This window comes from Kribbella sp. NPDC005582 (assembly GCF_040605415.1).
Lineage (GTDB): Bacteria > Actinomycetota > Actinomycetes > Propionibacteriales > Kribbellaceae > Kribbella.
The window spans coordinates 886,495-912,067 of sequence record NZ_JBEXCU010000001.1; the positions used below are offsets into that span (position 1 = coordinate 886,495).

Here is a 25,573-nt window from a genome sequence, read left to right on the forward strand (position 1 = left end):
ACGGGTGACGGACGGGCCGTTGATCGTGCAGTCGGACAAAACTCTGCTGCTGGAGACTGCACATCCGGAGTCCGGGGAGTGCCGCAAGGCCATCGCCCCGTTCTCCGAGTTGGAGCGGGCTCCCGAGCACGTGCACACCTACCGGCTGACTCCGCTCGGCCTGTGGAACGCACGGGCCGCCGGGCACGACGCTGAGCAGGTCATCGACGTACTGCTGCGCTACAGCCGCTACCCGGTGCCGCACTCGCTGCTGGTCGACATCGCCGAGACGCTGGATCGCTACGGGCGGCTGCGGCTGGAGAAGCACCCGCAGCACGGACTGGTGCTGGTGACGACCGACCGTCCGGTGCTGGAGGAGGTGCTGCGCTCCGCGAAGGTGAAGCCCATGCTGGGCGCGCGCGTCGACGACGACACCGTGCTGGTGCACCCCTCGGAGCGCGGTCACCTCAAGCAGACGCTGCTGAAGCTCGGCTGGCCGGCCGAGGACCTCGCCGGGTACGTCGACGGCGAGGCGCACCAGATCGACCTGGTGAAGGACGGCTGGGAGCTGCGGCCGTACCAGGAGCAGGCGGTCGAGTCGTTCTGGCACGGTGGCTCGGGCGTCGTCGTACTGCCCTGTGGGGCCGGCAAGACGATCGTCGGCGCTGCCGCGATGGCACAGGCCTCCGCGACCACGCTGATCCTGGTCACCAACACGGTGTCGGCGCGGCAATGGAAGGACGAGCTGCTCAAGCGCACCAGCCTCACCGAGGACGAGATCGGCGAGTACTCCGGTGCCCGCAAGGAGATCCGGCCGGTGACGATCGCGACGTACCAGGTGATGACGACGCGCCGAAAGGGCGTCTACACGCACCTGGAGGTGTTCGACGCCCGCGACTGGGGCCTGATCGTGTACGACGAGGTCCACCTGCTGCCGGCGCCGATCTTCCGGATGACCGCCGACCTGCAGACCCGGCGCCGGATCGGTCTGACCGCCACTCTGGTCCGTGAGGACGGTCGCGAAGGCGACGTGTTCTCACTGATCGGCCCGAAGCGGTACGACGCGCCCTGGAAGGACATCGAGGCGCAGGGCTGGATCGCCCCGGCGGACTGCATCGAGGTGCGCGTCGACCTGGAGCAGACCGAGCGGTTCGTCTACGCCACCGCCGAGCCCGAGGACCGCTACCGCCTGGCCGCCTCCACACCGGCCAAGTCCCGCCTGGTCAAGCGCATTGCCGAACACCACGACGGCGAGCCGCTACTGGTGATCGGCCAGTACATCGACCAGCTGGACGAGCTCGGCGAGCGCCTGGACTGCCCGGTCATCAAGGGCGAGACCACGGTCAAGGAGCGCCAGCGCCTCTTCAACGCCTTCCGCACCGGCGAGATCAACCGCCTGGTCGTCAGCAAGGTCGCCAACTTCTCGATCGACCTCCCCGAGGCCTCGGTCGCCATCCAGGTCTCCGGCACCTTCGGCTCCCGCCAGGAAGAGGCCCAGCGCCTCGGCCGCGTCCTCCGCCCCAAGGGCGACGGCCGCACCGCCCGCTTCTACTCGATCGTCGCCCGCGACACCATCGACGCCGAGTTCGCCGCCCACCGCCAGCGCTTCCTCGCCGAACAGGGCTACGCCTACACCATCGTCGACGCCGAGAACCTGTTCGCGTAGAGCGCTACGACAGCCTGGTGTGGATGCCGTTGAAGTGGGACTTCATGGAGCGGGCGAAGGCGTCGGGGTCGCCGGACTTGAGTTTGTCGAGGAGGTCTCGGTGCCAGGCGGCGGCGTCGGTGGGGGTGTAGCGGGCGCCGGGGAGGCGGGCGTCGACGTCGGCGAAGGTGCGCCAGAAGACTGAGAGCAGGTCGATGACGAGGGCGTTGCCGAGCGGCTCGTAGAGGGCCTGGTGGAAGGCCCAGTCCTCGTCGGGGAAGTAGCTGCCGGAGGCGGCTTTGGCTTCCATGCTCTCGACGAGCTCTTCGAGGGTGCCGGCGCCGTGGGTGCTGAAGTGGGCGACGACGTCCTCGGCGAGGCCGACTTCGAGGGCCTGGCGGACCTCCAGGACGTTCTGGACGTCGCGGAGGTCGCCGGCCATCGACTGGGACATGCGGAAGGCGAGGCCGTCCTCGAGGGACTGCAGCGACACCTCGCCGACGTAGGTGCCGTAGCCGTGGCGGATCTCGATGATGCCGACCGCCTGCAGGGCCTTCATCGCCTCCCGGAGCGGGTGCCGGCCGACGCCGAGCTGGGCCATCAGGTCCTGCTCGTTGGGCAGCGGGTCACCGGCCTTCAGACCGCGCTCCAGGATGAACGACTTCATCTGGTCGCGGATGAAGCTCTGGTTCCCCGCCGCACCGCGTGGCCTTGTCACGACGGTCAGTGTAATCCGGCCTGCTCCAGCAGGGGACGTAGCGCGTTGATCTCGTGCTCGTCGAGGGGGATGCACGGGTACGCCGTGATCGGGCAGTCGATGACGCCGAGCAGGTAGAGCGCGGCCTTGAAGGCGCCCAGTGCGGCCGAACTGGCGCCCATCCGAGAGCGGTCCGCCACGTCGACGATGTCGAACAGGCGGATCAGCCGCTCCTGCTCGGCCCACGCCTCGGCACTGGAGGCAGCGAACAGCCGCACGTAGCCGGCCGGGTCCACGTTGCCCAACCCCGGTACGACGCCGTCCACCCCGAAGGCGAGTGCGGAGTCGACCGCCACCTCGGAGCCGGTCATGATGGCGAACTCCTTCAGCCCGGCGTCACGCCGTTCCATCACCAGCCGCCGCAGACTGGGCTCCTGACCGCTGGAGTCCTTCACACCAGCGATCACTCCGGCTTGAGCGAGTGAAACGACCAGTGCGGTCGGCAGCTTCGTTCCGACGCGCACCGGGATGTCATAGGCATACAAGGGTTTCTCGCCAGCCAGCGCAGCCAACCGAGTGAAGTGACGCTCGATCTCTGCCGGATGTGTTGCGGCATAGAACGGCGCTGTGGCGACCAGCCCGTCCACACCGGCCTTCAAAGCCGCGGAAACGTGTGCACTGACCCGGGCGGTCGAAGTGTCGATCACACCAGCCAGCACGGGCACCTGCCCACTCACCTCACCCACAACGGTTTCCAGCACGACCTGCCGTTGTTCGTCGGTTAGAAACGTCCCCTCACCAGAGGTGCCGAGGACGAACACGCCGTTCACTCCCCCGGCCAGCTGGTACTGGATCAACCGCGCCAGCGATCCCGTGTCGACGTCGTACGACGGAGTGAGCGGTGTGACGAGCGGAGGTACGACACCAGACAGCAAGACGAGCTCCCAACGGTCAAAGGGCGAATGTGGCAAAGCGCAGAGCAGCGAAGGACGAGGTCTCACCGGCCTCGTAGAAAATCCCCACCGAGCCGTCGGCGAGCAGTACCAGGTCGGAGTACCCGGCCATCCCGGGATGCACGACCAGCAAGGGCTCCCACGACGCACCGGCGTCGGAGCTCACAAAGACGGTCAGCTTCCGCCGCACCGCCGGATCGGTCGGTGTCGAGAGCAACAATCGTCCGTCGGGCAGTGCGAGCACACTCCCCTGGATCCCCGGTGCGGTGACCTCCGGAATCCCCCCGTACGGCGCCTCGAGCGTCGCACCACCGTCCGACGACCACGCGTGGACCCGGGCCGGCCCGGTCCCGAGGTGGTTGCGCGCGTTGAAGTACAAGCGGCCATCAGGCAGTTCCGCGACCGCAGTCTCGTTGGCGTTGATCTCCGGTCCGTCGTTGCGATCGACGAACCCCACCGACCACGTGTGGCCACCGTCGTCGCTCACGATGCAGTGGCCGCCGTTCACTCCGTCCGGCAGCGCGGAGTGGTTCGCCGGGACCACCAGACGTCCGCTGCGCAAGGCGATCGCGTGACAGGGACCAGTCGCGTACCAACCCCAGTCCGCCGGTTTGACCTGCTCGGTGATCTCCACCGGCGCGCTCCACGTCGTACCGGCGTCGGCGGAGCGCTGCACGAAGACACATCGACCATCGCTCTCCCGGGACAGCGCCGACTCCACGGCCTCGGCGTCGTTCTGCACCGACACCAGTACGACGTCGCCACTGGCCGGGTCGAACACGGGCGCCGGGTTGCCACAGGTCTTCCCGGGCACCGCGAGCACCACCTGCAGCGGTAGCCACGTCCGACCGCCGTCCAGCGACCGCCGCAGTACCAGCTCGATCTCGCCCGAATCCCCGGAGCCATGGCGTCGCCCCTCGCAGAAAGCGAGCACCAGCTCACCTCGCGCCACCACGGCCGGGATGCGGAACGTGTGATAGCCGCTGCCGGCCGGGTCGAAGACGACCCCGAGTCTTGAAGACATAGGACGTACTATGTCATCGTGTGGCCTTCCGATGGAAGGTGAGGCTCGAAGATGTCCGTCAGCAGACGCACGTTCCTCGGCGGCGGACTGGCCGCCGCCGCTGTCGCGGTCACCGGGTGTTCGTCCGGCCCGAAGAACACCGCGGCCGCCAACCGCGCCGTGGCGTTGCCGACGTACACGAAGTACGCCGGCGTCACGCCCGACCTGCCCGGTGACGGCGTGGTGCTGGACGCCTTCCTCAAGTACCCCGCGAACCCGGTCCGCGCGATCACCGAGGCGCCGGGCGACGGGCGGCCGATCACGTTCCTGACGAACATCCCGGGCGCCATCCCGCCGACCGCGGACCGCAACCAGTTCTGGCAGGCGCTGAACGACCGGCTCGGTTCCGAGCTGCAGATCAGCATGGCGTCCAACGACGAGTACAAGGACAAGTTCGCCACCCGGATCGCCGGTGGTGATCTGCCGGACATCCTCAACATCCCGGTGGACACCGCACAGATTCCGGGGCTGGTGAAGGCGAAGTGCCTCGATCTCACCGAGCACCTGTCCGGTGACGCGATCAAGAAGTACCCGTTCCTGGCCAACATCCCGGCGGACTACTGGAAGGGCTGCGTCTTCAACGGCGCCATCTACGGCGTCCCCGTGCCGCGCGGCATGTCCCGGACGTCAGGGGTGCTCTATCGCGAGGACCTGCTGACCGCCAAGGGCATCAAGGATCCCGCACCGAAGAACTTCGAGGAGTTCTTCAGCCTGGCCAAGGAACTGACTGCCGCCAGGCAGAACAAGTGGGCCTGGACACGTGTGCCACTGTCCACCGTCCGCCAAATGCTCGGCGTACCGAACGTCTGGTCCGAGGAGGGCGGCAAGTTCAGCTCCAGCTACGAGCACCCGGCAAACACCGAAGCGCTCGAGTCGGCGCGCAAGATGGTCGCCGCCGGAGTGATCAACCCGGATGCGTTCAACGACAAGGCCAGTGCGCGCAAGCAGTGGTTCAACGCCGGTACTGCGGTCTTCGACTACGACAGCTTCGTCGCCTGGAACCAGTACTACGCCGACAACACAGCAGGTGATTCCTTCGCGGTGAACATGCTCGACGTGCCCAGCGGCACCCCGTGGATGGGCGGGGCGCTGAACAACGTCACCGCGTTCAGCAAGGACAGCAAGCACACCCCGGAGACACTCCTCAAGATCGCCAACTGGATGGCTGCACCGTTCGGCACCGAGGAGTACTTGTTCCGCAAGTACGGCGTCGCCGGCCGCCACTATGCCTTGCAGGGAACGGATCCGGTGCCGACCAAGGCAGGTGTCGTGGAAACCGGTATCGGCCTGCAGTACATCAGCGACTCACCTCTGGCGCTCTACTGGGCCGGCAAGCCGGATGTGCCGCGCAAGCAGCACGCCATCCAGCAGAAGCTCGCCAAGCGGCTGGTGCGCGACGCGTCGTACGGGCTGTACTCCGACACTCAGTCGAAGAAGCAGGCACAGCTCGGCAAGACGATGACCGACCTGGAGACGCAGATCGTCCAGGGCAAGAAGCCGGTCTCGGACTGGGCGCGTGGCGTGGCGGACTGGAAGTCGGCCGGGGGCGACAAGATCCGCTCCGAGCTCGAGCAGGCACTGGCCGACGCGGCAGGGAAGTAGATGAGTCTCTGGCATCGGCTCGGCCGGGACCGGGTGCTGCTGCTGTTCGCACTGCCCGGTGCCGCACTGATCGTGGCGTTCCACTACGTCCCGTTGCTGGGCAACGTGATCGCCTTCAAGGACTACCAGCCGTTCCTCGGGATCGGCGGCAGCGACTGGTCCGGCTGGAGCAACTTCTCGGTGATCTTCACCGGTGATCCGGCGTTTCTGCGGGCGCTGAAGAACACGCTGATCCTGACCAGCCTGCAGTCGGTCTTCGTCTTCCCGGCACCGATTCTGCTGGCCCTGCTGCTGAACTCGCTGTTCTCCGAGCGGATCAAGCGGATCGCCCAGAGCATCCTCTACCTGCCGCACTTCATGTCCTGGGTGATCGTGGTCGCGCTGTTCCAGCAGATGCTCGGTGGCAGCGGACTGCTGAACAACTACCTGCGGTCGCACGACCTGGGCACGCTGAACATCATCGGCAACTCAGAGCTGTTCCATGTGTTGCTCACGTCGCAGATCATCTGGAAGGACACCGGCTGGGCCACCATCCTGTTCCTGGCCGCACTGTCCCAGATCGACTCGCAGCTGTACGAAGCGGCCAGTGTGGACGGTGCGAGCCGGATGCGGCAGCTCTGGCACATCACTCTGCCCGGACTGCGCGGAATCATCATTCTGCTGTTCATCCTGCGGCTCGGTGACTCACTGACCGTCGGCTTCGAGCAGATCATCCTGCAGCAGCAAGCGGTCGGCCGTGACGTCAGTGAGGTCCTGGACACCTACGTCTACAACAACGGCGTACTGGGTGGCGCCTGGGGAGTGGCAGCCGCGGTCGGCCTGGTGAAGGGCCTCGTCGGAGTCGCTCTGGTGCTGGCAGCGAACAAGGTCGCCCACATCTTCGGTGAGCAAGGGGTCTACAGCAGATGACGCGCAGGATCGTCCAAGGTGTGCCGGCGCCGTCCTGGCCGATGCGTGCCTTCAAAGGCGTTGTGCTGCTGGTGTTCTGCGCGGTGGTGATCATTCCGTTCGTCGGAGTGATCTCCACGAGCGTCGCACCGAACAAGCAGATCAACGAGTCCGGCGGACTGGTTCTGCTGCCCGAGTCGATCGACTTCGCGGCGTACCGGTCGCTGTTCGCCGGTGGCGTGGTGACTCAGGCGCTGCTGATCAGTGTCTTCGTGACCGTGGTCGGAACGCTGCTCAGTCTGACCGTCTCGTGTCTGCTGGCCTACGCACTCTCCAGACCGTCGTTCGTGGCCGGTCGGCCGATCCTGCTGGTGGTCCTGTTCAGCATGCTGTTCTCGCCGGGCATCATCCCGACGTACCTGGTGGTGAAGGGCGCCGGCCTGCTGGACAGCATCTGGGCGCTGATCGTGCCGACCATGGTCAGTGCGTTCAACGTGGTCGTCCTGCGCGCGTTCTTCATGAACCTGCCGGGTGAACTGATCGAGAGCGCCCGGATGGACGGCGCCGGCGAGCTCAAGACCTTCGGGTACGTCGTCCTGCCGCTGTCCAAGGCGGTGCTGTCGGTGATCGGGCTGTTCTACGCGGTGTCGTACTGGAACGCGTTCTTCTCCGCACTGCTCTATCTGAACGACAGCAAGCTCTGGCCGCTGCAACTGGTGCTCCGGACGTACGTGATCAACGACACTCAGCTGGGCAGCGCCGAGCTGGGGACCGAACTGCTGCCGCCGCAGGCCTCGATCCAGATGGCCATCCTGGTGGTGTCGATCGTCCCGATCCTGCTGGTCTACCCGTTCCTGCAGCGGCACTTCGCCAAGGGCGTGCTGACCGGCGCCGTGAAGGGTTGATCTCGGCGCCATGACGGTCCCGTCACGGACGGTTCCTCGGGGGTTGCCCCGGGCAACGTCAGGGTTGCGCCTGGGCAAAACCTGAGGGAACGGCAGGTACCGTCGAGAGGTATGGGGACGCAAGCGCTGGAGGGGCTGACGGGGGTCGGCGCGGAACACCGCCGGACGACAGTGTGGCGAGTGATTCGGGAGGCGGTGCTGCTGGCGACGCTGTTCGGCGTCTACAGCGCCGGGCGGCAGATCGCCGCGAAACACACCGGCTCGGCCTTCGACCATGCCCGCGAGGTGCTGTCGTTTCAGAGCTGGCTGCATCTGCCCAACGAGGTCAGCATCCAGCAGGCCGCGCTCAGCGTCCCGCATCTCGTCCAGTCGGCGAACCTGTACTACGCCTCCGTGCATGCGCCGCTCACCGGCGCCGTACTGCTCTGGCTGAGCATCTGGCGCCCGAAGGCGTACTCGAACGTGCGGTGGACGATCGCAGCGCTGACCGGACTCGCCCTGATCGGTCACATCGCGTTCCCGCTCGCACCGCCGCGGATGATGCCCGGCTTCGTCGACACCGGGCTGGCCTTCGGCCAATCCGTGTACGGCGCGGACCGGTCCAGCAGCGTGGTGAACCAGTTCGCCGCCATGCCGAGCCTGCATGTCGGCTGGGCGGCACTGATCGCCTTGTCGATGATTCTGATCACCCGGTCCCGCTGGCGGTGGCTGTGGCTCGCCCACCCGATCATCACCTTCGCGGTGGTCGTGATGACCGCCAACCACTACTGGCTGGACGGACTGGTGGCTCTGGTGCTGCTGGCCGCCTGCCTGCCGCTATTGCTCCGCCGGGGTCTGCACGACGACCTGCCGCGGACTCGTAATTCGGTACCGCTCCGGCAGGTGCTCAAGTAACGTAGCCGAGCCCCCCACCCCCTGCTGGAGGTCACTCATGCCCGCAGACACGTCCGACACCCTCCAGGCCGAGAAGAACTATCTGAAGGACTCCCGGGCCGCACTGGCGAAGATGCGGGAGAAGACCGGCGCCCTGGAGATCCACAGCGCGGACCCGGTCAGCGAAGAGTTTCTGAAGGCTGCGATCTGGCGGCGGATGAAGGAGCTCGAGGACGACCCGGAGGTCCCGCTGTTCTTCGGTCGGCTGGACTACGTCGACCCCGCTCCGGAGACGTTCCACATCGGTCGCCGGCACGTGAACGACGACCAGGGCGAGCCGATGGTGATCGACTGGCGGGCGGACATCTCGGTGCCGTTCTACCGGGCCAGCCGGACCGAGCCGATGGGGGTCGGCGCGCGGCGACGGTTCGGCTTCACCCACGGCGAGCTGACCGCCTTCGAGGACGAGGACCTGACCTCCGCCGCGCCCGTCGAGGAGCACAGCGACATCCTCGACGCTGAGATCGAGCGACCACGCTCGGGCCCGATGCGCGACATCGTGGCGACCATCCAGCCCGAGCAGGACGTCATCGTCCGCGCCGGCGTCGAGGAGACGATCTGCGTTCAGGGCGCGCCGGGGACCGGGAAGACCGCAGTCGGCCTGCACAGGGCGGCGTACCTGCTCTATGCCTATCGGGACCAGCTCAGCCGGGCCGGAGTCCTGGTGGTCGGCCCGAACGCGAGCTTCCTGCGCTACATCGGCGACGTACTCCCCGCGCTGGGCGAGATCGAAGCCAAGCAGACCACCGTCGAGGAGCTGGTCGCCCATGTGAAGGTGACCGGGCCGGGTCCGGCGGCGCTCGACGTACTGAAGGGTGATGCCCGGATGGCGGAGGTGCTGCACCGGGCTGTCTGGTCGCAGGTGCGGACGCCCGAGGAGGCGCTGGTCGTACCGCGCGGCTCGCACCGCTGGCGCGTGGCGGCGTACCAGGCCGAGGAGCTGGTGACCGAGCTGCGCACCCGCGGCATCCGGTACGGCGCCGGTCGAGCGATGCTGCCGCAGCGGCTGGCGCACGCCGTACTGCTGCGGATGGAGGCGGCCGGTGACTCACCGGACGACCGCGTTCAAGACGCTGTGGCTCGCAGCCGTCCGGTCAAGCAGTACGCCGAAGCGCTGTGGCCGGCCGTGGACCCGGCCAAGCTGCTGTTCCGCCTCTACACCGAGCCGGAACTGCTCGCCCGGCACGCCGACGGCATCCTGACCGACGAAGAGCAGGCGATGCTGATCTGGGCGAAGGCACCGCGTTCTGCTGGTGCGGCCAAGTGGTCGGTTGCCGATGCCACTCTGATCGACGAGATCGCCGACCTGGTCGACCGCACGCCGTCACTCGGCCACGTGGTGCTGGACGAGGCGCAGGACCTGTCTGCCATGCAGCTGCGCGCGGTGGGCCGCAGGTGCTCGACCGGATCGATGACAGTGCTCGGCGACATCGCGCAGGGCACCACCCCGTGGGCCACACCGTCGTGGGACGAGGCCCTGAAGCACCTGGGCAAGTCCGGTGCCCACACCGAGGAGCTGACCGCAGGCTTCCGAGTCCCCGGTCAAGTGATCGAGTACGCCGCTCGCCTGCTGCCGATCATCGCGCCCCACCTCACGCCTCCGACCGCCGTACGGCGTGCGCGCGGTGAGCTCACGATCAGCCGGGTCAGCGACAGCCTCGCAGCCGCAGTGAAGACAGTCAGTGACGTGTCCGCCCGACTCGGCTCGATCGGCATGATCGTCCCCGACGCGCTCGTACCGGCCACGCGGAAGGCACTGCAGGAGCAGGGGCTCACGTTCGCCGTACTCGGTGACGAGGACGACGTCGAGTCGCACCTGGACGTCGTACCGGCGTCACTGGCCAAGGGTCTCGAGTTCGACCACGTGGTGCTGGTGGAGCCGGCCGGCATCGTGGCGGGTGAGGCCGACGAGCGCACCGGCCTCCGCCGGCTCTACGTCTGCCTCACCCGTGCCGTCACGTCGCTGGCAGTTCTCCACGAGCAGGAACTACCGGACGTCCTAGCCGCAACTTAGCCGCGAAGTCGTTCGGCAGCGACAGCCGGAACACCTTCGCCCACGCCGACGCGACCTGCTTCGGCAGCGGTCCGGTGGTGTAGCGCAGGTTGTACTCGTCGAAGATCGCCCGCACCTTCGGCGCGATCTCCTGGTACCGGTTGCTCGGCAGGTCCGGGAACAGGTGGTGCTCGATCTGGTACGACAGGTTGCCGGTCATGATGTGCATCGCGCGGTTGCCGCTGATGTTGGCCGAGCCGAGCATCTGGCGCAGGTACCACTCGCCGCGGGTCTCACCGTCGATCGACTTCTTCTCGAAGGTCTCGACGCCCTCGGGGAAGTGCCCGCACATGATGACGGAGTGGGACCAGACGTTGCGGACCAGGTTGGCGACCGCGTTCGCCGCCAGCGTGTGCAGGACCGACGGTCCGGACAGCAGCGGGTGCACGACGTAGTCCTTGGTCATCTGGCCGCGGATCTTCTTCAGCACCTGCTTGGCACGCGCCTTGAAGTCCGGGTCCTGGCGGCGCTTCTTGGTGGCCAGGTTCTTCCCGAGCTCGAGGTCGTAGGCCGCGATGCCGTACTCGAAGAACAGGGCGTTGACCAAGTTCCAGAACGGCTGCGCCAGGTAGAGCGGGTACCAGCGCTGGTCCTCGTCGACGCGCATGATGCCGTAGCCGAGGTCGTTGTCCTTGCCGACCACGTTGGTGAACGTGTGGTGCAGGTCGTTGTGCGCGTGCTTCCACTGCTCGGCCGGCGACGCGTGGTCCCACTCGTAGGTGGTCGAGTGGATCTTCGGGTCGCGCATCCAGTCCCACTGGCCGTGCAGGATGTTGTGGCCGATCTCCATGTTGTCCAGGATCTTGGCCACCGACAGGCCCGCCGTACCGATCAGCCAGGCCGGCGGGAAGATCGAGAGCAACAGCACCGCGCGGCTGCCCAGCTCCAGCTTGCGCTGCACGCTGATCACCTTGCGGATGTACGCCGCGTCGCGGGCGCCACGGGTGGCGATCACCTCGGCCCGGATCTCGTCCAGACGGCGGCCGATCTCCTCGATGTCCTCGGGAGTCAGGTGGTCGACCTGGTTGCCGGCCTTCTTCTGCAGAACAGTCATATGGGTCTCTTCCTCAACAGTCGATGTCGCAGGTGCCGGCCGCGGCCGAGATGCAGGTCTGAACGAGTACGCCGTCACCGGGTGCGGCGGTGGTGACCTCTCCGGTCCGGAGGTCGCGCACCGAGCCGGAGCGCAGCGGCAGCACGCAGGAGAAGCAGATGCCCATCCGGCAGCCGGACGGCATCAGTACGCCGTTCTGCTCGCCGGCGTCGAGGATCGGCGTCGTACCGTCGAGCTCGACCGTCGTACCGGTCGCCGAGAAGGTGACGCTGCCGCCCTCGCCGGGTTCGGCCAGTGCGGTCCGGAACCGCTCGGTGTGCAGCACGCCCGACCACTGCTCTTCCAGTGCATCGAGCAGACCCGCCGGTCCACAGGCCCAGGTCTCGCGCTCCGCAAGGTCCGGTACGACGTCCGCCAGCGCGGCGACGTCGAGTCTCCCCTGGGTGTCGGTGTGCTGCTCCACCAACCGCAGGTGCCCGGCTGCGGCGTATTCACGCAGTTCGTCGCCGAAGATCACCGCGTCGGCGTTGGCCTCGGAGTGGACGAGGACCGCGTCCTCGAGCCGGCCGATACCGGCCCGCAGCATCCCCATCACCGGGGTGATGCCGCTGCCGCCGGTGACGAACAGGATCTTGGCCGGTGCCGGGTCCGGCAGCACGAAGTCCCCGACCGCCTGGTCAAGGTGCACGAGCTGGCCCGGCCGCAGGTCCTGCGCGAGGTGCGCGCTGACCACGCCGTCCGGCACGGCCTTCGCAGTGATCTCGATCAGCCCCTCGCCCGGCGCGGAGGTCAGCGAGTACGAACGCCACAGCCGGACGCCGTCGACCTCGAGGCCGATCCGGACGTACTGACCCGGTCGGTGGCCGCGCCAGGCGGCGCCGGGCCGCAGCACGACGGTCACCGCGTTGCCGGTCTCGGCGCGGACCTCGACCACGCGGGCGCGCAGGTCGGCACCGGCCCGGAGCGGTCGGAACATGTCCAGGTAGTCGGCGGGGTCACGCGGGTGGGTGGCCGCCGCCGCAACCTGCCAGACCCGGTCACGCAGCCGGTCGCGGAGCGACTGCCGCGCGCGGGGGTCCGAGGCAAAGGTGGTCATGCCTTCCAGGATCCTCGACCTGCGGTGTAGTTTCATGACCAAGGACGGTGAATCTGAAAGTCGCAATTGTTCGGAGGGAACAGTTTTGCCCGAAACCGACCCTGCGCCGCACGCCAGCCGCACAGCTCGCGGCGCCGCGGAACTCGAGCTCGGCGAGTCGGCAATCGATCTCCTCCGCACCAGACTGCCCGAGATCGCCGGCCGGACGGTGACGGCGATCATCGCCGAGGTTCCGGGCTATACCAACGCCCTGGCCGGACCGATGGGACCCAAGATCGAAGGCGCCGTTCAGCTCGCCCTCGGCGGCTTCCTGCGGCTGGCCAGCAGCGGAGAGCCCGGTACGCCGCACACACCCACGCTGGAAGGTGCGTACGTTCTGGGTCGTGGCGAGGCCCGTAGCGGCCGGAGCATGGACGCTCTACTCGCCGCCTATCGCGTCGGCGCGCGAGTGTCCTGGCGCGAGCTGTCCCGCACCGCGGTGGAGGCCGAACTCCCTGCTGACACCATCGCCAGGTTCGCCGAACTGGTTTTCGCCTACATCGACGAGCTCTCCGCGGCGAGCGTCTCCGGTCACACCGACGAGCTGGCTACCACCGGCCGCGTCCGGCAACGCTATCTGCAGGCGCTGAGCCGCAGCCTCCTGCTCGGCGACGCGCCCGACCAGCTGGTCGGCAGAGCCCAGCAGGCCGACTGGGAGCCGCCGCGGACGCTGACCGCCGTGATCCTGCCGAGCGCTCATCTGCGAGACCTCCTCGGTGCGCTGGATCCACGAACCCTGCATCCGGACGACGACTTGGCCGAACTGAGCGACTTGGCTGCCCCCCTGGGTGCGGAGGACCCGGCCGAGCTCGGTGTGCTGCTACTTCCCGATGCCGACGGCTCGGCTCGGACCGCGCTGCTGCGTAACCTCCGCGGCCGCCAGGCCACCGTCGGTCCGGCTCAACCGTGGATGACTGTGCGTACGTCGTACCTGCGCGCGCTGCAGGCGCGTCGGCTCCAGCTCACTGCCGAAGGCGACGCAGCCGTCGACACCGAGAGCCATCTCGCCACGCTGGTCGCGACGGCCGATCCGACGGCTCTTGAGGACCTCCGGCGCCAGGTGCTGGCACCGCTCAAGGATCTGCGCCCGGCCACCGCGGACCGTCTCGCCGAGACGCTCCGCGAGTGGCTGCTGCACCTGGGCCGTCGGGACGACGTCGCCGCCGCTCTGCACATCCACCCGCAGACGGTCCGCTACCGCATGACGCAGCTCCGTGAGCTCTATGGAACCCGGCTGGACGACCCGCAGACCGTCCTGGACCTGACCGTCGCCTTGTCCGTGCCGAAGAGCTCAGAAGCCGCGGGACCCACCTGAGCGACGTGACGAACGTCGTGACGAGCCGCCACCGCTGGACCGCGTCCGGGACGAGTAGGAGCGCCGCCGCCTGCTCGACCCGCTCGACCAGCCACCACCGCTGCTGTCGTTGTCGTTGTCGTTGTCCCAGGAGGACCCGGAGGACGACGACGACCAACTGTCGGCCGACGAGCCGATACTCGAGGTGAGGCGCCCGAACCGCGCCCCGGCGCGACGGGAGCCCCACCGCGACCGCATCTCCTGACCGGCCCGGCGAGCCTCCTGGTCGGGGAACCACCAGCGCGGTCCGGCGCCCTGCGACCAGTAGCCGTCGATGTAGGCGGCCATCTCCTCGCCGAACGACCAGTACGGCATGGGCGATCGCCGCAGGGTGAGCATCCGGATCTGCGGGCTCTCACCGGCTTCGTCGCGCCGCTTGCAGTCCGCGCACACGTCCACCGCGCGCTTCGTGCCGCCTTCCGGCTGCCACTCCACCTCGGCCACACTGGGTCCGTGCCGCGGGTCGAAGAAGCACGGCGGTGTCGGCTCGGGGATCGGCTTGCCGGCGCGCACTGCGTCGATGCAGACGAGCCCGTAGCGGGCCGAGCCCAGCAGGGTCGTCACTGCCTCGACATCGGGGTCGGTCTTGGCCGCATCCAACCGGTGCCGTGCCTTCTCCACTGCGTCGAGCACATCCTTGGAGAGCTTCGCCTGCTGCGGGTCGTTCGTCGCGGGCAGGGCAGCGATCTGCTGCGAGAGCTGGATGATCTCTTCGTTGAGGATCGGCCGAGTGACTTCCAGGTGCGCCTTCTCGTCCCGCCGCCGCGCTCGGTGCGCTCCGAAGGTGACTGCACCCCACCACAGTCCCCACAGTCCGACCACACCGCCGGCCCAGGGCGCCACATCGACGTACCAGGGCTTGTTGATCACCTGAGCACGCTGGATGAATCGCACCAGCATGCTCTCGTAGTTCGGCGCGCAGCAGTCGACAGCCTCGTCCACCGCGCCGCCCACGTCGTACGTCGGTCCCTTGTCGGCTCGCTGGACAGCATGGAAGCCGCGGCCCTGGCTCTGCGATCTTGCGTCGACCAGTACGGCGTACACGCCTTCGACGCCGACGCGGTCGTACAACTGGTCGGCGATCTCTTCGCCCTCCCAGGCGAGTGAAGACGAGTACTTGCTGTTCTTCAGCTTGGCCGCGGGAACAACCGCGATCCGCATCGGAGCTACTGACCTCTTGGCCGCCGCATCCAGCTCCGCGACTTCGCTGGAGCTCAGTTGGCTCACCTCGGGGTCGACCCAGACCCCAGTGTCACCGAGGTTTCGGGCGACGTCGTTCAGGTAGTCGCTCGGCGTGGTTGTTGCTGCCTGGGCGGGCAGTACCGGGATCGCCACCAGGGCGAGTACGGCAAGAAGGCGCTTCATCGTCCACTCCTTGCGAGTCGGTTCTCACAGGCCTTGCAGACCGGTATCTCCCGGGGCCGGCCGCCACCGGGGGTGAACATCCAGTCGGTCACCGAGACACCATGTCCCGGGTCGAAGAAGCACAGTGCGCGACGCGGCGGTGCGGGTGTGCCCGCGACCTTTGCTTGCGCACAAGCGAGCCGCCAGCGCCCGTACTCGACGCGGGCACGGACGTCGATCAGCTCGTCGTCGTCCAGGTCGCCGTTGACCACTCGCCCGGCATCGGCGTACGCATCCAGTGCTGCTTGCACGTCCGCCGCGTTGTCCACGCCTTCCAGACGCACGTCCGCGGCATCCAGTTCCTCACCGAACCGCGTGACGTCCTCACGCGCCAGCGCCTGCCGCTCCGCGAGTGTGTCGGCCTCGTCCGGCAGGACGTCGTACGACGGGCGGTACAGCGCCGGACCGTCATTGCTGTCCGGCCGGTTCTTCCACCAGCGCCGGAGCAGGCCGAGACCCGCGAGCAGCACCAGGACCAGCCCGGCCAGCCAGATCCATCCCGGCGGGCCACTGGAAGCCTTCGGTACGTCGAGCTGGTCGAGTACGCCGTTGAGCGTGCCCACCGGGTCGGATCGGCTGTGCCTGGCCAGCTCTTCGGTGAGGATGCTCGCGATCGGGGCGTCGACACCGACCGCACTCCCCCAGATCAGCGCACCGCCGAAGACCACCAGGTAGATGCCGTCCGCGGCCTGCTTGTCCACCAGAGCATCCACATACGCCCTGGCCGCGGCGCCGTTGTCGCCACCGCCGGTGTTGAGCAGAGCCGCCGGCACCACGGCGATCCGGATGGCCGGCGTCTGCCCGGCGACCCGTGACTTGAGCTCCTCCGCGTCGCGGTCCGGGACCAGCGCGCGCTGCGTCGGATCGACGTACACAGGGGAGCTCTTCCACCCGTCGATGACCGGAGTGGGGTCAGCAGCTCCGGTCAACGAGGTGGTCAGCAGCATCAGGGCGGCCAGCAATCGCATGGCCGATAGCCTGCACTAGCTGGAGGGCGACACCACCATGGGCTCCGCTTCTACGTGCTCCAGGTCCTCGATGTCCTCGAGGGCAGGGTCGCGCCGAAGGGTCAGTGTCAGGCCCAGAACGATCAGCGACAGTACGGCGGCCAGCGGCGGCAGGTACTGCAGTCCGGCCACCTGGATCACCAGCCCGCCGACCACCGCGGACAGGCCGGCACCGAGGTAGATGGCCGAGGCGTTGAGCGCGATCAGGAGACCACCGCCCAGCTCCAGCAGCAGGTTCTGGATGGGCGGGTTGAAGGCCCAGGTGAACATGCCCCAGACGAACAGTGCGATGCCTGCGCCCACCGTGGTGCGGGCCGTGATGTCCAGAGTGCTGACGGCGAGGATGATGCCGATCAGCAGCACGATGAGCGTGCGGATGCTGCCGAAGCGATCCGTGGCGCGGCCGCCGATCAGGTTGCCGACCACGGCGCCGACGCCGTACACCAGCAGCAGTACGCCGGTGACGTTGCCGGTCAGACCGGCGGTCTCCTTGAGCAGCGGCACGATGTAGATGTAGACGCTGAACGCACCGAGTACGCCGAGCACCGACATCGCCAGCACGATCTGCACACGCCGATCGGTCAGTCCGGCGAAACGCTCACGCAAACTGACCACAGGTGGCGCAGGCACCTTCGGCAGCGCAGTCCGCTCGACGAGAGCCACCAGCACCGCAACAACTGCAATGAGTGCGAATACGCCCTTGTAGCCAAGGGTCGGGCCCAGCAGGCTGCCGGCCGGCACACCGAGCACCAGAGCGAACGTCAGACCGCCGAAGACGACAGCGACAGCCCGGCCGCGCTCCTCAGGTGGCAGCAAGCCAGTGGCGAACAGCGTGGCCGCAGGTGTGTAAGCGGCAGCGCCGAACGCAGCCACCACCCGCCCGGCCATCAGCACCGGATAGTTGGTCGCCACGGCGGCAATCAGGTTGCCCAGCGCTGCCAGCACGAGTGCGGCGATCAGCAGCGTACGGCGCTCCCACCGGCCGGTCAGCGTGGCCAGGATCGGCGCACCGACGGCGTACGCGAGAGAGAACGCGGTAGCGAGCTGACCGGCGGCGGTCAGCGAGACGTGGAGCTCGGCGGTGACATCGGGCAGCACGCCGGACACGACATACGCGCTGGTGCCGACCGCGAACGCACCAGCACCGAGCAGGTAGATCCGTGCGGACATGAGGTCCTTCCCGGGACGATTCGAGTAGTTCGATGAAGATCGTACTACGAAAGTCATCGAACTTCGATAAGCGTCGTACTATGGACACATGACCAGGAAACAGCTCCCCCAGCCGGACCGGGGTGAGATCCGCGTCGAGGCGGTGCTGCAGGCGCTCGGCGAGCCGGTCCGGCTGCAGATCGTCCGTGCGCTGGCGGACACTCCGGAAGGCATCGCCTGTGGTGAGATCGAGCTGCCGGTCACGCCGTCGACGCGGGCGCACCACCTGCGCACGCTGCGCGAGGCCGGCGTACTGACTACTCACACTGAGGGCACTCGGCGGATCAGCAGTCTGCGCCGCGAGGACCTCGACGCGTTGTACCCAGGACTGTTGAGCGGAGTGCTGTCGGCCGAGCAGTGACGGCGACTGGCAGACTGGCCCGGTGGTCGAGCTACGCGCGCGTTGGGACGGCCTGGTGCCCGGTCCCGGTGAACTCGCCGACGAGCTGATCACTCAGTACGTCGGGCGCAACCGCCGCGCGTATCGCGACCACTACCTCGAGGTCGTGCTGACCGCACTGGAGTCGCTGATCCAGCTGTCGACCGACCCGGCCTCGGTCCGGCTCGCGGCCTGGTTCCACCGCGCAGTGCACGAACCCGGCGGGACACCCACCGAGGACGCCGAAGCCTCCGCCCGACTGGCCGAACGCCTCCTCCCCCAGTACGGCGTCGCCGCGATCCGAGTCGCCGAAGTCGCCCGGCTGGTTCGACTGACCGGCGACCTGACCGCACCCCCGGCCGACTCGTACGCACCGCCTCGGCGAGACGCGAACGGCGACGTACTGCTTGATGCGGTCAACGCCATCCTCTCCGCCGACCCGGTCCGGTACGCCGTGCATGCAGCGGAGGTACGCCGGGATGCAGGCGACCGCCGGAGCGCACTGGAGCAGCGGTACAACGATGTGCGCCAACTGCTCGACGGCCACCTCTACCGGACCCAGCTGGCCAGGCAACGCCTCGGTCCGGTCGCCCGGGTCAATCTTGAGACAGAGCTGGCCAATCTCGACAGCGAACTCCCCGCACCTTGGCGCGGCTGGCAGCAGGCCGCGTTGACCGCAACGGCAATGTTCTGCGCCATTGGCTCCACTGTGGTCGCCATCGCAGCTGCCGGTGCCTCCTGGCAGATCCCAACCGCACCGAGCGAAGTCGGCTGGCCGCCGGTCGCTTTGGCGGCGGTGGCGTTCATCAGCGCGCCGGTGCTGTTCCGCTGCGCGCGGAGTTCGAGTCAACGAGCTTGTTTGGTCGCAGGCGTCGTACTGGCGATTGCTGTTACCGGACTGCTGATTGCTTGGGCCCAGGCGCCGCGCACCAATCCAGCTGTCGGCGTGGGTCTGCGAGTGCCGTTGCTGATCGCCGCACTGCTGCTTCTGCTGCTCTCCGGTGGCTCAGCGCTCGCTGGCTCCTTACTGCGCACGAGAACCGCGCGCTTCCTTCCGAGCCGGAACCTCGGACAGCAGTTGGCGTGGCTCGCCGTACCGGGAGTCGTTGCGCTCACGCTGCTGCTGGTGGTGCAGCCGCTGGCGCGCAACTACGTCTTGAGCACGAACGAGCGGATCGAACGATCACCCCGGCCAGCCGGCACGGCCATCCCGTCGTCTCTGAACGGGACGGTCGCCTGGGTGAGCAAAGCGACTCTCGGCGCCGGTGCGGAAGAAGCGATCAGCACTCAGTACGGCATCGCGATCCCCCGCCCGAACGGTGTCGTCGACATGCTCGACGCCGCGACCGGTGATCTGCGCTGGCGCTACAGCCGGTCCGACTCCGATGAGCGGCCGACCATCCTGGCGACCGGCGACGGCGCCTACGTGCTCGCAGAGTTCGCCGATGTCGGCTACCTGTTGCTCGACGCCAACACCGGTCAGCGCAAGGCTGCCTGGCCCAGCCGGACGCGCAACCACCTCATCCAGCAGGCACAGCCCCTGCTGACCGGCGAGCACGCCCTGCACGGCTCCGACAAGCTGCACGGGCTCGACCCGGACGGTCACGAGCGGTGGACCTTCGAGCCGGGCGACTGCTCCGATCTGAGCGCGGTCGCCACAACGGACGCTGTGGTCGCATTCCTTGGCAACTGCGGCGACGAGGCCGACGCGGTGACCGGGCTGGACCTGAAGACGGGCAAGAAGCTGTGGTCAAGGACCGCGACCGACACGTACCGCCGTCCGGTCGTCGCCGGCGGACTGGTCGTCGTGGCCGAGCCGGGCGGCGACTCCGACGTACCGCAGGCGCTGACGGCGATCGAGCCGCGGACCGGTGCGGTCAAGTGGCGGTGGCCGGTGCCGCAAACCTGGGCCTGTCGCACACTGCTGAACCCGGCCGGCCGCTACCTCATCGTCGTCGACTGTCCGGGACCGAGCTCGATCCAGAACCGGCACACGGTCGTCACGGCGATCGACACCGCCACCGGCCGGACCGCTTGGCAGACCACCGCCCGCGTCGACCCGCGGGCCAAGGTCACGGTCACCCCGGACGGGCGGGTGATCTCGCTCAGCCGGGACACCGAAGCATGCTGGGCCAACATCATCGAGCAGGCCGGCTTCCGGCAGGTCCGGCTGCCACTCGGAATCACCTGTAGTCGCGACGCCCATGCGGTCGGTAATCAGGTGCTGGTGAGCGGGGACAACGCTGTCATCGCCTTGCGCTAACTCAGTGTGATCCAGAGCGCAAGACTCAGCACGTAACCAGCGCTGTGCGGACCCTTCGAAGCGGTCAGGTGACGAGCCGGTATCGCTTTGGCCACGACAGTCTCCGGGACCCCGAGATCGGTCGTGACAGGCTCCTCGGGGGTGCGAGACTCGCTGGCATGGACCTGCGCGACCAGTGGAATCGCCTGCTGCCGCACGCGCAGCCATTGGGCGATGATCTGCTGGCTCGTTACGCAGAGCAACATCGGCACTATCACGACCAGCGTCATCTGACCGAGGTTCTGCGCACGGTGAACGAGCTGGCCGACGCCGCCGACGACGCGGACACCGTCCGGCTGGCCGCCTGGTTCCACGACGCGATCTACGACCCGCAGGCCGAGCCCGGTGAGAACGAAGAGGTCTCCGCCCAGCTGGCCGAGCTCGAGCTCGCCACGTACGGCGTCGAGGCCGAGAAGGTCGCGGAGGTCGGCCGCCTGGTCCGGCTGACCGCCAAGCACGACTGCGCCCCGGACGACGCGAACGGCGCGGTGCTGTGCGACGCCGACCTGCGCATCCTGAGCCTGCCCGCCGACCGGTACGACGAGTACGCCGCCGGCATCCGGCAGGAGTACGCGCACATCGACGACCGGAATTTCGCCCGCGGCCGGATGTCGTTCCTGCAGGGGCTGGCCGAGACCGATCTGTACACGACTCCCGCCGCCCACGACTCCTGGGAACGGGCGGCCCGCGCCAACATCGACCGGGAGCTCGACTCCTGGGGCCCCAAGGCCGCACGGCCGATCGGCGGACTGATCCCGATCGTGTACTTCGGTGCTGCGCTCGGTGCGGTCGTGGCCGCGTCGGTCCTGCTCGGCCGCGGCCTCGGCGCCGCGTCGAAGTGGCCGGCTGACCCAGCTGACATCACTGGCTTCCCGGTGTGGACGCCGATCGCGGGAACCGTCGTGGCCGGAGCACTCGGCTGCGCGTGGTTCCGGCGTGCGCGGCAGCGGATGCTGGCCATCCCGGCTGCACTGTTCGCAGTTGCCGGTGCGATCGCGGTGGGTATCTGCTGGTGGCGCTGGCCGGCGGCTCAGCCCGGTGCCGCGATGTCCGAGCGCTGGCCGTACCTGATGCTCGCGTCGATCACACTCATCCTCTCCGGCGGACTGCTGGCGCTGGCACGTCGGCTCCGCCGCGCACCGCCGTACTCGCAGGCGCCGCCGCAGTGGCTCGGCGTCGCCGCGACAGCGGTCTGTGGTGCGTTGCTGGCCTGGATCGTGGTGTCCGCCGGTGAGCCGTTCGTGCAGGCCCGGCTGGAGACGGCCAACACGGTCAGTACGACGACCACCGCCGAGCCGACCCAGCAGCCGGTCCAGTTCGACGGCACGCTCGCCTGGTCGCGCGAAGTACCGGCTGCCGGTGCCATCGCCGGTACGGCGGGCGGGGTGGCCGAGCTGCGTCCGGACGGCGTGGTCATGTCCGACGCGAACTCCGGTCAGATCCGCTGGCGCTATGCCCGGGCAGACGTCAATGACGCCGCCTCCAGCGGTTCGAAGGGCCTCCTGGTCTCGGGTGACGGCCGCACCGTCGCCGCCAACCTCCCGTACGCCGGGAGCCGCGCCCCGACCGGCATCGACCTGCCGACGTACGCCGTACTGAATGCAGTGAGCGGGCAGGTGCTGACCGAGGTTCACACCGATGGTCGTGCACTGGCCGTCAACCAGGACCAGTTGTTGATCGCCGAAGGCAACTACGTCGCCGCGCACGGCGTGAGCAACCCGACGCATTGGCGGACGCGGCTGCGCTGCAACGTGACGCAGGGCGAGCTCATGAGCGACCAGGCCATCGTGGTCGACGCGTGCGCCGGTAGTGGCGCAGTGGTCCGCGGTCTGGACCTGAAGACCGGCGACCAGCGCTGGGAGGTCGACCTGGGTCAGCGGTTCGACCTGAGCGCCGAACTGGACCCGGACACCTGGGTCGGCGACCTGGTCGCCGTACCGGACACGCGTGAGGTCTCCGGCCTGGTGTGGACGGCTGCTGCGGGCGGAACGCTCTACCAGTGGTCGATCGACGTCGGCGAGGGCCGGATCAGCTGGACCACTCCGGTACCCGGTACGCCGCGGCCCCGGCTCGGTGCGGCGTCGTGCGACGCGCAGCTCGCTGCCACCCACGCATCACTCGTCCTGATCACCTGCCGCAACGCGACCGACCCGACGCAGCCGCAGACGTACGACGTCTCTGCGGCCAGCCCGGCCGACGGCACTCCGCAGTGGCACCATCTGCTTCAGGTGCCGCCGCAGCTGCAGCAGCCCGAGTACCCGCGGGACGGCTTCGCGCTGCTCCCGGACGGCCGCGTGATCACGCTGATGCCGCAGCCGAACGGCAGTTGCTCGCCGGTGATGATCGGCACCGCCGGTATCCAGCCCCGGCCGATCCTGCCCGGTCCGACGGCCGCATCGGTTGCTCGCTCCGAAGAGGTCACCTGCAACAAGCCGATCGCCACAGTGGCCGGCGCCCGGCCCGTCTTCTCCGACGGCACCCGGCTGTTCGCTCTGAACTGACCTGCCGGGAATTACGTTGCCCTAGGCGCTGTTACTTCCTAACGTGATCCGCATGTACCGCGTGGTTTTCGAGCTGTTCCTGTCAGGCACCGGCCTGACGGGCGCTCCCACGTGGGCTGCCGCGTCAGTCGATAGCCGACCCTCTTCCTGCTGATCCCAGAACCCGCGGAAGAGGGTGGCCAACCACCGGCCCCCTTCCGCTGCGGTGACAGCGCCGGAAGGCCAGCCGGAGGGTTCTGAACTCTCGGAATCTTCTGACCAGCAAGGGAAAACTCATGGCCAAGAGCCAGTTCGTGCGGTCCAAGCCGCACCTCAACATCGGGACGATGGGTCACGTCGACCACGGCAAGACCACGCTGACCGCCGCCATCACCAAGGTGCTCGCCGAGCGCGACCCGGCCGCCAACCGGTTCGTCGCGTTCGACGGGATCGACCGGGCGCCGGAGGAGGTCGCGCGGGGCATCACGATCAACATCAGCCACGTCGAGTACGAGACCGCGTCCCGTCACTACGCACACGTCGACATGCCCGGGCACGCCGACTACGTGAAGAACATGATCACCGGTGCCGCGCAGGTGGACGCCGCGATCCTGGTCGTCTCCGCGCAGGACGGTGCGATGCCGCAGACGCGGGAGCACGTGTTGCTCGCGCAGCGCGTCGGCGTGCCGTACCTGGTGGTCGCGCTGAACAAGGCGGACACCGTCGACGACCCCGAGCTGCTCGACCTGGTCGAGCTGGAGGTCCGTGAGCTCCTGTCGGAGTACGGCTTCCCGGGCGACGACGTACCGGTGGTTCGCGTCTCCGGCCTGAAGGCGCTGGAGGGCGACCCGCAGTGGACCGCCGCGATCGGCGAACTGCTGGATGCGGTCGACAGCTACGTGCCGACACCGGAGCGCGAGCTGACCGAGCCGTTCCTGATGCCGATCGAGGGCGTGCTCACGATCAGCGGCCGGGGCACGGTCGTCACCGGTGCGGTCGAGCGCGGCACGCTGCAGGTCGGTGCGGCCGTGGACGTGGTCGGTCTCGGTGAGACCGTCAGCAGCACGGCGATCGGCCTGGAGACGTTCGGCAAGACGCTGGACGCCGTACAGGCCGGTGACAACGCGGCGATCCTGCTTCGTGGTGTGAAGCGGGACGAGGTCCGTCGCGGCATGGTGGTCGCAGTCCCCGGCACGGTGCGCCCGCACCGCGCCTTCCGGGCCACCCTGCACGCACTGTCCACCGCTGAAGGCGGCCGGCACACGCCGTTCGCCGCGGACTACCGCCCGCAGTTCTACTTCCGGACCACGGACGTGTCCGGCGGTATCGACCTCGGCACGACCACCCAGGTCATGCCGGGCGACACGGTCGACCTGGCCGTGGAGCTGGTGAAGCCGATCGCCATGAACGTCGGCCTCGGCTTCGCAGTCCGCGAAGGCGGCCACACCGTCGCGGCAGGCACAGTCACCGAGCTACTCGACTGACCGACAGCCCCCAACCTCAACCGGTTGGGGGCTGTTGCCTTTTCCGGTGTCTCAAGCCGGCGGCGGTGATGCGGCGGACCAGCTCACGACTGGAGACCGGTACGGCGCCCGCAGCGATCAGGTCGTCGTAGCGGTCACTGGGGACGTCGTAGTGGTCGCGGTCGAAACCGCGGGCCGGGATGCCGGCGGCTTTGGCGAAGGCGTGCAGTTCTTCGTGCGACTCGTCGCTGACGAGGTGGGACCAGAGGCGGTTCCAGGCGGACCAGGCGGGCGGATCGATCAGGATCATCCGCGGGAGTCCTGTGCGTCGAGCAGGTTGCGCCAGGAGCGGACGAAGCGCGAGTTCACGTAGGCCTTGGTCCAGGAGCCGTCCTGGCGGACCGACGAGCCGACGTGGAAGCGGCGGACGCCGGCTTGGTACAGCCAGGGCACGTGCTCGGGCTTGAGCGCGCCACCGGCCATCATGACGCCGGCCACGGCCGGATCAGCCTTGGCCAGCTTGAGGAGGTCGTCCAGCCCGTGTTCGACGCCCAGCGACGACCCTGCGGTCAGAACGCAGTCCAGGCCGGACAGCGATCGCAGTGCCCGCCAGGCAGCCGGCTGATCCAGTACGGCGTCGATCGCGCGATGGAACGTCCACGGCGTACCGGCGAACGTGCTGGCGAGTGCGGCGACCGATTCGACGTCGATCACGTTGTCCGGGGTCAGGAAGCCCAGCACGAACCCGTCCGCACCGGCGGCGAGGTAGGACTGCGCCTGCGCGGTCATCCGGTTCAGCTCGGCGCCGTTGGTGGTGAACGAGTCGGACAGCCGCAGCATCACCCGCAGCGGCAGATCGGTCGCGCGGCGGACCGCACTGACCGTCGAGACCGACGGCGACAGCCCGTCGGCCTCCATCGACGCGCACAGCTCGAGCCGGTCCGCACCACCCTCTTGCGCCGCCTCCGCATCCGCCGGATGCAGGGCGATCACCTCCAGCAACGACGCCATGCGCCCCATCATCCCAGGCGGTATCTGTGGAGCCGACCGTTGCGCTCTCGCAGAACC

At 68.3% G+C, this 25,573-nt stretch carries 21 protein-coding genes; 11 read left to right on the plus strand and 10 right to left on the minus strand.

The genetic code is table 11. The annotated features are described in order from the left end of the window. Positions 1-4: 4 nt before the first annotated feature. Positions 5-1,645 carry a DNA repair helicase XPB gene (locus ABZS29_RS04405; RefSeq protein ID WP_355458471.1) on the plus strand — a complete coding sequence of 547 codons (1,641 nt, stop codon included), beginning with the start codon at positions 5-7 and terminating at the stop codon, positions 1,643-1,645. Between the two features lie 4 nt (positions 1,646-1,649). Here ABZS29_RS04405 and ABZS29_RS04410 read toward each other — a convergent pair whose 3' ends face one another. The 3 genes from ABZS29_RS04410 to ABZS29_RS04420 are packed head-to-tail and all read right to left on the minus strand — an operon-like array spanning position 1,650 to position 4,298. Next, entirely contained in the window at positions 1,650-2,342 is a 693-nt protein-coding gene (locus tag ABZS29_RS04410; protein WP_355458473.1) for an FCD domain-containing protein, read from the minus strand. A 5-nt stretch (positions 2,343-2,347) separates the two neighbouring features. Then, positions 2,348-3,256: a dihydrodipicolinate synthase family protein gene (locus ABZS29_RS04415; protein ID WP_355458475.1), complete on the minus strand. Its 909-nt coding sequence runs from the start codon at positions 3,254-3,256 to the stop codon at positions 2,348-2,350. A gap of 16 nt (positions 3,257-3,272) precedes the next feature. Then, complete coding sequence (locus ABZS29_RS04420) at positions 3,273-4,298, minus strand: sialidase family protein (protein ID WP_355458476.1); 1,026 nt, start codon at positions 4,296-4,298, stop codon at positions 3,273-3,275. A gap of 51 nt (positions 4,299-4,349) precedes the next feature. Between ABZS29_RS04420 and ABZS29_RS04425 the strand changes: the two genes are divergently transcribed. From ABZS29_RS04425 to ABZS29_RS04445, 5 genes are all read left to right on the plus strand, one after another. Next, positions 4,350-5,939 (plus strand): extracellular solute-binding protein, encoded by a 1,590-nt coding sequence (locus ABZS29_RS04425; RefSeq protein WP_355458478.1) that lies wholly within the window; start codon positions 4,350-4,352, stop codon positions 5,937-5,939. Beyond that, positions 5,940-6,848, plus strand: a complete 909-nt coding sequence (locus ABZS29_RS04430; protein WP_355458480.1) for an ABC transporter permease subunit — start codon at positions 5,940-5,942, stop codon at positions 6,846-6,848. After that, a complete protein-coding gene (locus ABZS29_RS04435; RefSeq protein WP_355458481.1) occupies positions 6,845-7,732 on the plus strand; it encodes a carbohydrate ABC transporter permease in 888 nt (295 codons plus the stop codon). The genes ABZS29_RS04430 and ABZS29_RS04435 overlap by 4 nt, the downstream gene beginning before the upstream one ends. Before the next feature lie 111 nt (positions 7,733-7,843). Further along, on the plus strand, positions 7,844-8,626 hold the full coding sequence (locus tag ABZS29_RS04440; protein WP_355458482.1) for a phosphatase PAP2 family protein: 783 nt from the start codon (positions 7,844-7,846) through the stop codon (positions 8,624-8,626). Between the two features lie 37 nt (positions 8,627-8,663). Continuing rightward, positions 8,664-10,679, plus strand: coding sequence for an AAA family ATPase (locus ABZS29_RS04445; protein WP_355458484.1), 2,016 nt, complete (start codon positions 8,664-8,666; stop codon positions 10,677-10,679). Here ABZS29_RS04445 and ABZS29_RS04450 read toward each other — a convergent pair. Beyond that, positions 10,621-11,772, minus strand: a complete 1,152-nt coding sequence (locus ABZS29_RS04450; RefSeq protein ID WP_355458486.1) for an acyl-CoA desaturase — start codon at positions 11,770-11,772, stop codon at positions 10,621-10,623. The two genes, ABZS29_RS04445 and ABZS29_RS04450, sit on opposite strands and share 59 nt — an antisense overlap. 13 nt (positions 11,773-11,785) lie before the next feature. Beyond that, positions 11,786-12,868, minus strand: coding sequence for a ferredoxin reductase (locus ABZS29_RS04455; RefSeq protein ID WP_355458488.1), 1,083 nt, complete (start codon positions 12,866-12,868; stop codon positions 11,786-11,788). A gap of 85 nt (positions 12,869-12,953) precedes the next feature. On the opposite strand from ABZS29_RS04455, the gene ABZS29_RS04460 reads away from it, so the two are divergent. Continuing rightward, positions 12,954-14,222, plus strand: a complete 1,269-nt coding sequence (locus ABZS29_RS04460) for a helix-turn-helix domain-containing protein (protein ID WP_355458490.1) — start codon at positions 12,954-12,956, stop codon at positions 14,220-14,222. Here ABZS29_RS04460 and ABZS29_RS04465 read toward each other — a convergent pair. The 3 genes from ABZS29_RS04465 to ABZS29_RS04475 are packed head-to-tail and all read right to left on the minus strand — an operon-like array spanning position 14,199 to position 17,842. Next, positions 14,199-15,626 carry a hypothetical protein gene (locus ABZS29_RS04465; protein WP_355458491.1) on the minus strand — a complete coding sequence of 476 codons (1,428 nt, stop codon included), beginning with the start codon at positions 15,624-15,626 and terminating at the stop codon, positions 14,199-14,201. The two genes, ABZS29_RS04460 and ABZS29_RS04465, sit on opposite strands and share 24 nt — an antisense overlap. Then, positions 15,623-16,633, minus strand: a complete 1,011-nt coding sequence (locus ABZS29_RS04470) for a hypothetical protein (protein ID WP_355458493.1) — start codon at positions 16,631-16,633, stop codon at positions 15,623-15,625. Before ABZS29_RS04470 ends, ABZS29_RS04465 begins: the two co-directional genes overlap by 4 nt. Positions 16,634-16,648: 15 nt before the next feature. Continuing rightward, positions 16,649-17,842, minus strand: coding sequence for an MFS transporter (locus ABZS29_RS04475; protein WP_355458495.1), 1,194 nt, complete (start codon positions 17,840-17,842; stop codon positions 16,649-16,651). Between the two features lie 88 nt (positions 17,843-17,930). Between ABZS29_RS04475 and ABZS29_RS04480 the strand changes: the two genes are divergently transcribed. From ABZS29_RS04480 to tuf, 4 genes are all read left to right on the plus strand, one after another. Beyond that, complete coding sequence (locus ABZS29_RS04480; protein WP_355458496.1) at positions 17,931-18,242, plus strand: metalloregulator ArsR/SmtB family transcription factor; 312 nt, start codon at positions 17,931-17,933, stop codon at positions 18,240-18,242. A gap of 22 nt (positions 18,243-18,264) precedes the next feature. Next, complete coding sequence (locus tag ABZS29_RS04485; protein WP_355458498.1) at positions 18,265-20,523, plus strand: PQQ-binding-like beta-propeller repeat protein; 2,259 nt, start codon at positions 18,265-18,267, stop codon at positions 20,521-20,523. Positions 20,524-20,681: 158 nt separating this feature from the next. Next, positions 20,682-23,063, plus strand: a complete 2,382-nt coding sequence (locus tag ABZS29_RS04490) for a hypothetical protein (RefSeq protein ID WP_355458500.1) — start codon at positions 20,682-20,684, stop codon at positions 23,061-23,063. Positions 23,064-23,338: 275 nt separating this feature from the next. Further along, entirely contained in the window at positions 23,339-24,526 is a 1,188-nt protein-coding gene (tuf, locus tag ABZS29_RS04495; RefSeq protein ID WP_355458501.1) for an elongation factor Tu, read from the plus strand. 16 nt (positions 24,527-24,542) lie between these two features. Here tuf and ABZS29_RS04500 read toward each other — a convergent pair whose 3' ends face one another. Together ABZS29_RS04500 and ABZS29_RS04505 are read right to left on the minus strand one after the other, a co-directional pair. Beyond that, positions 24,543-24,815: a DUF4031 domain-containing protein gene (locus ABZS29_RS04500; RefSeq protein WP_355458503.1), complete on the minus strand. Its 273-nt coding sequence runs from the start codon at positions 24,813-24,815 to the stop codon at positions 24,543-24,545. Then, a complete protein-coding gene (locus tag ABZS29_RS04505) occupies positions 24,812-25,516 on the minus strand; it encodes a copper homeostasis protein CutC (protein ID WP_355458505.1) in 705 nt (234 codons plus the stop codon). The genes ABZS29_RS04500 and ABZS29_RS04505 overlap by 4 nt, the downstream gene beginning before the upstream one ends. Between the last annotated feature and the right edge of the window lie 57 nt (positions 25,517-25,573).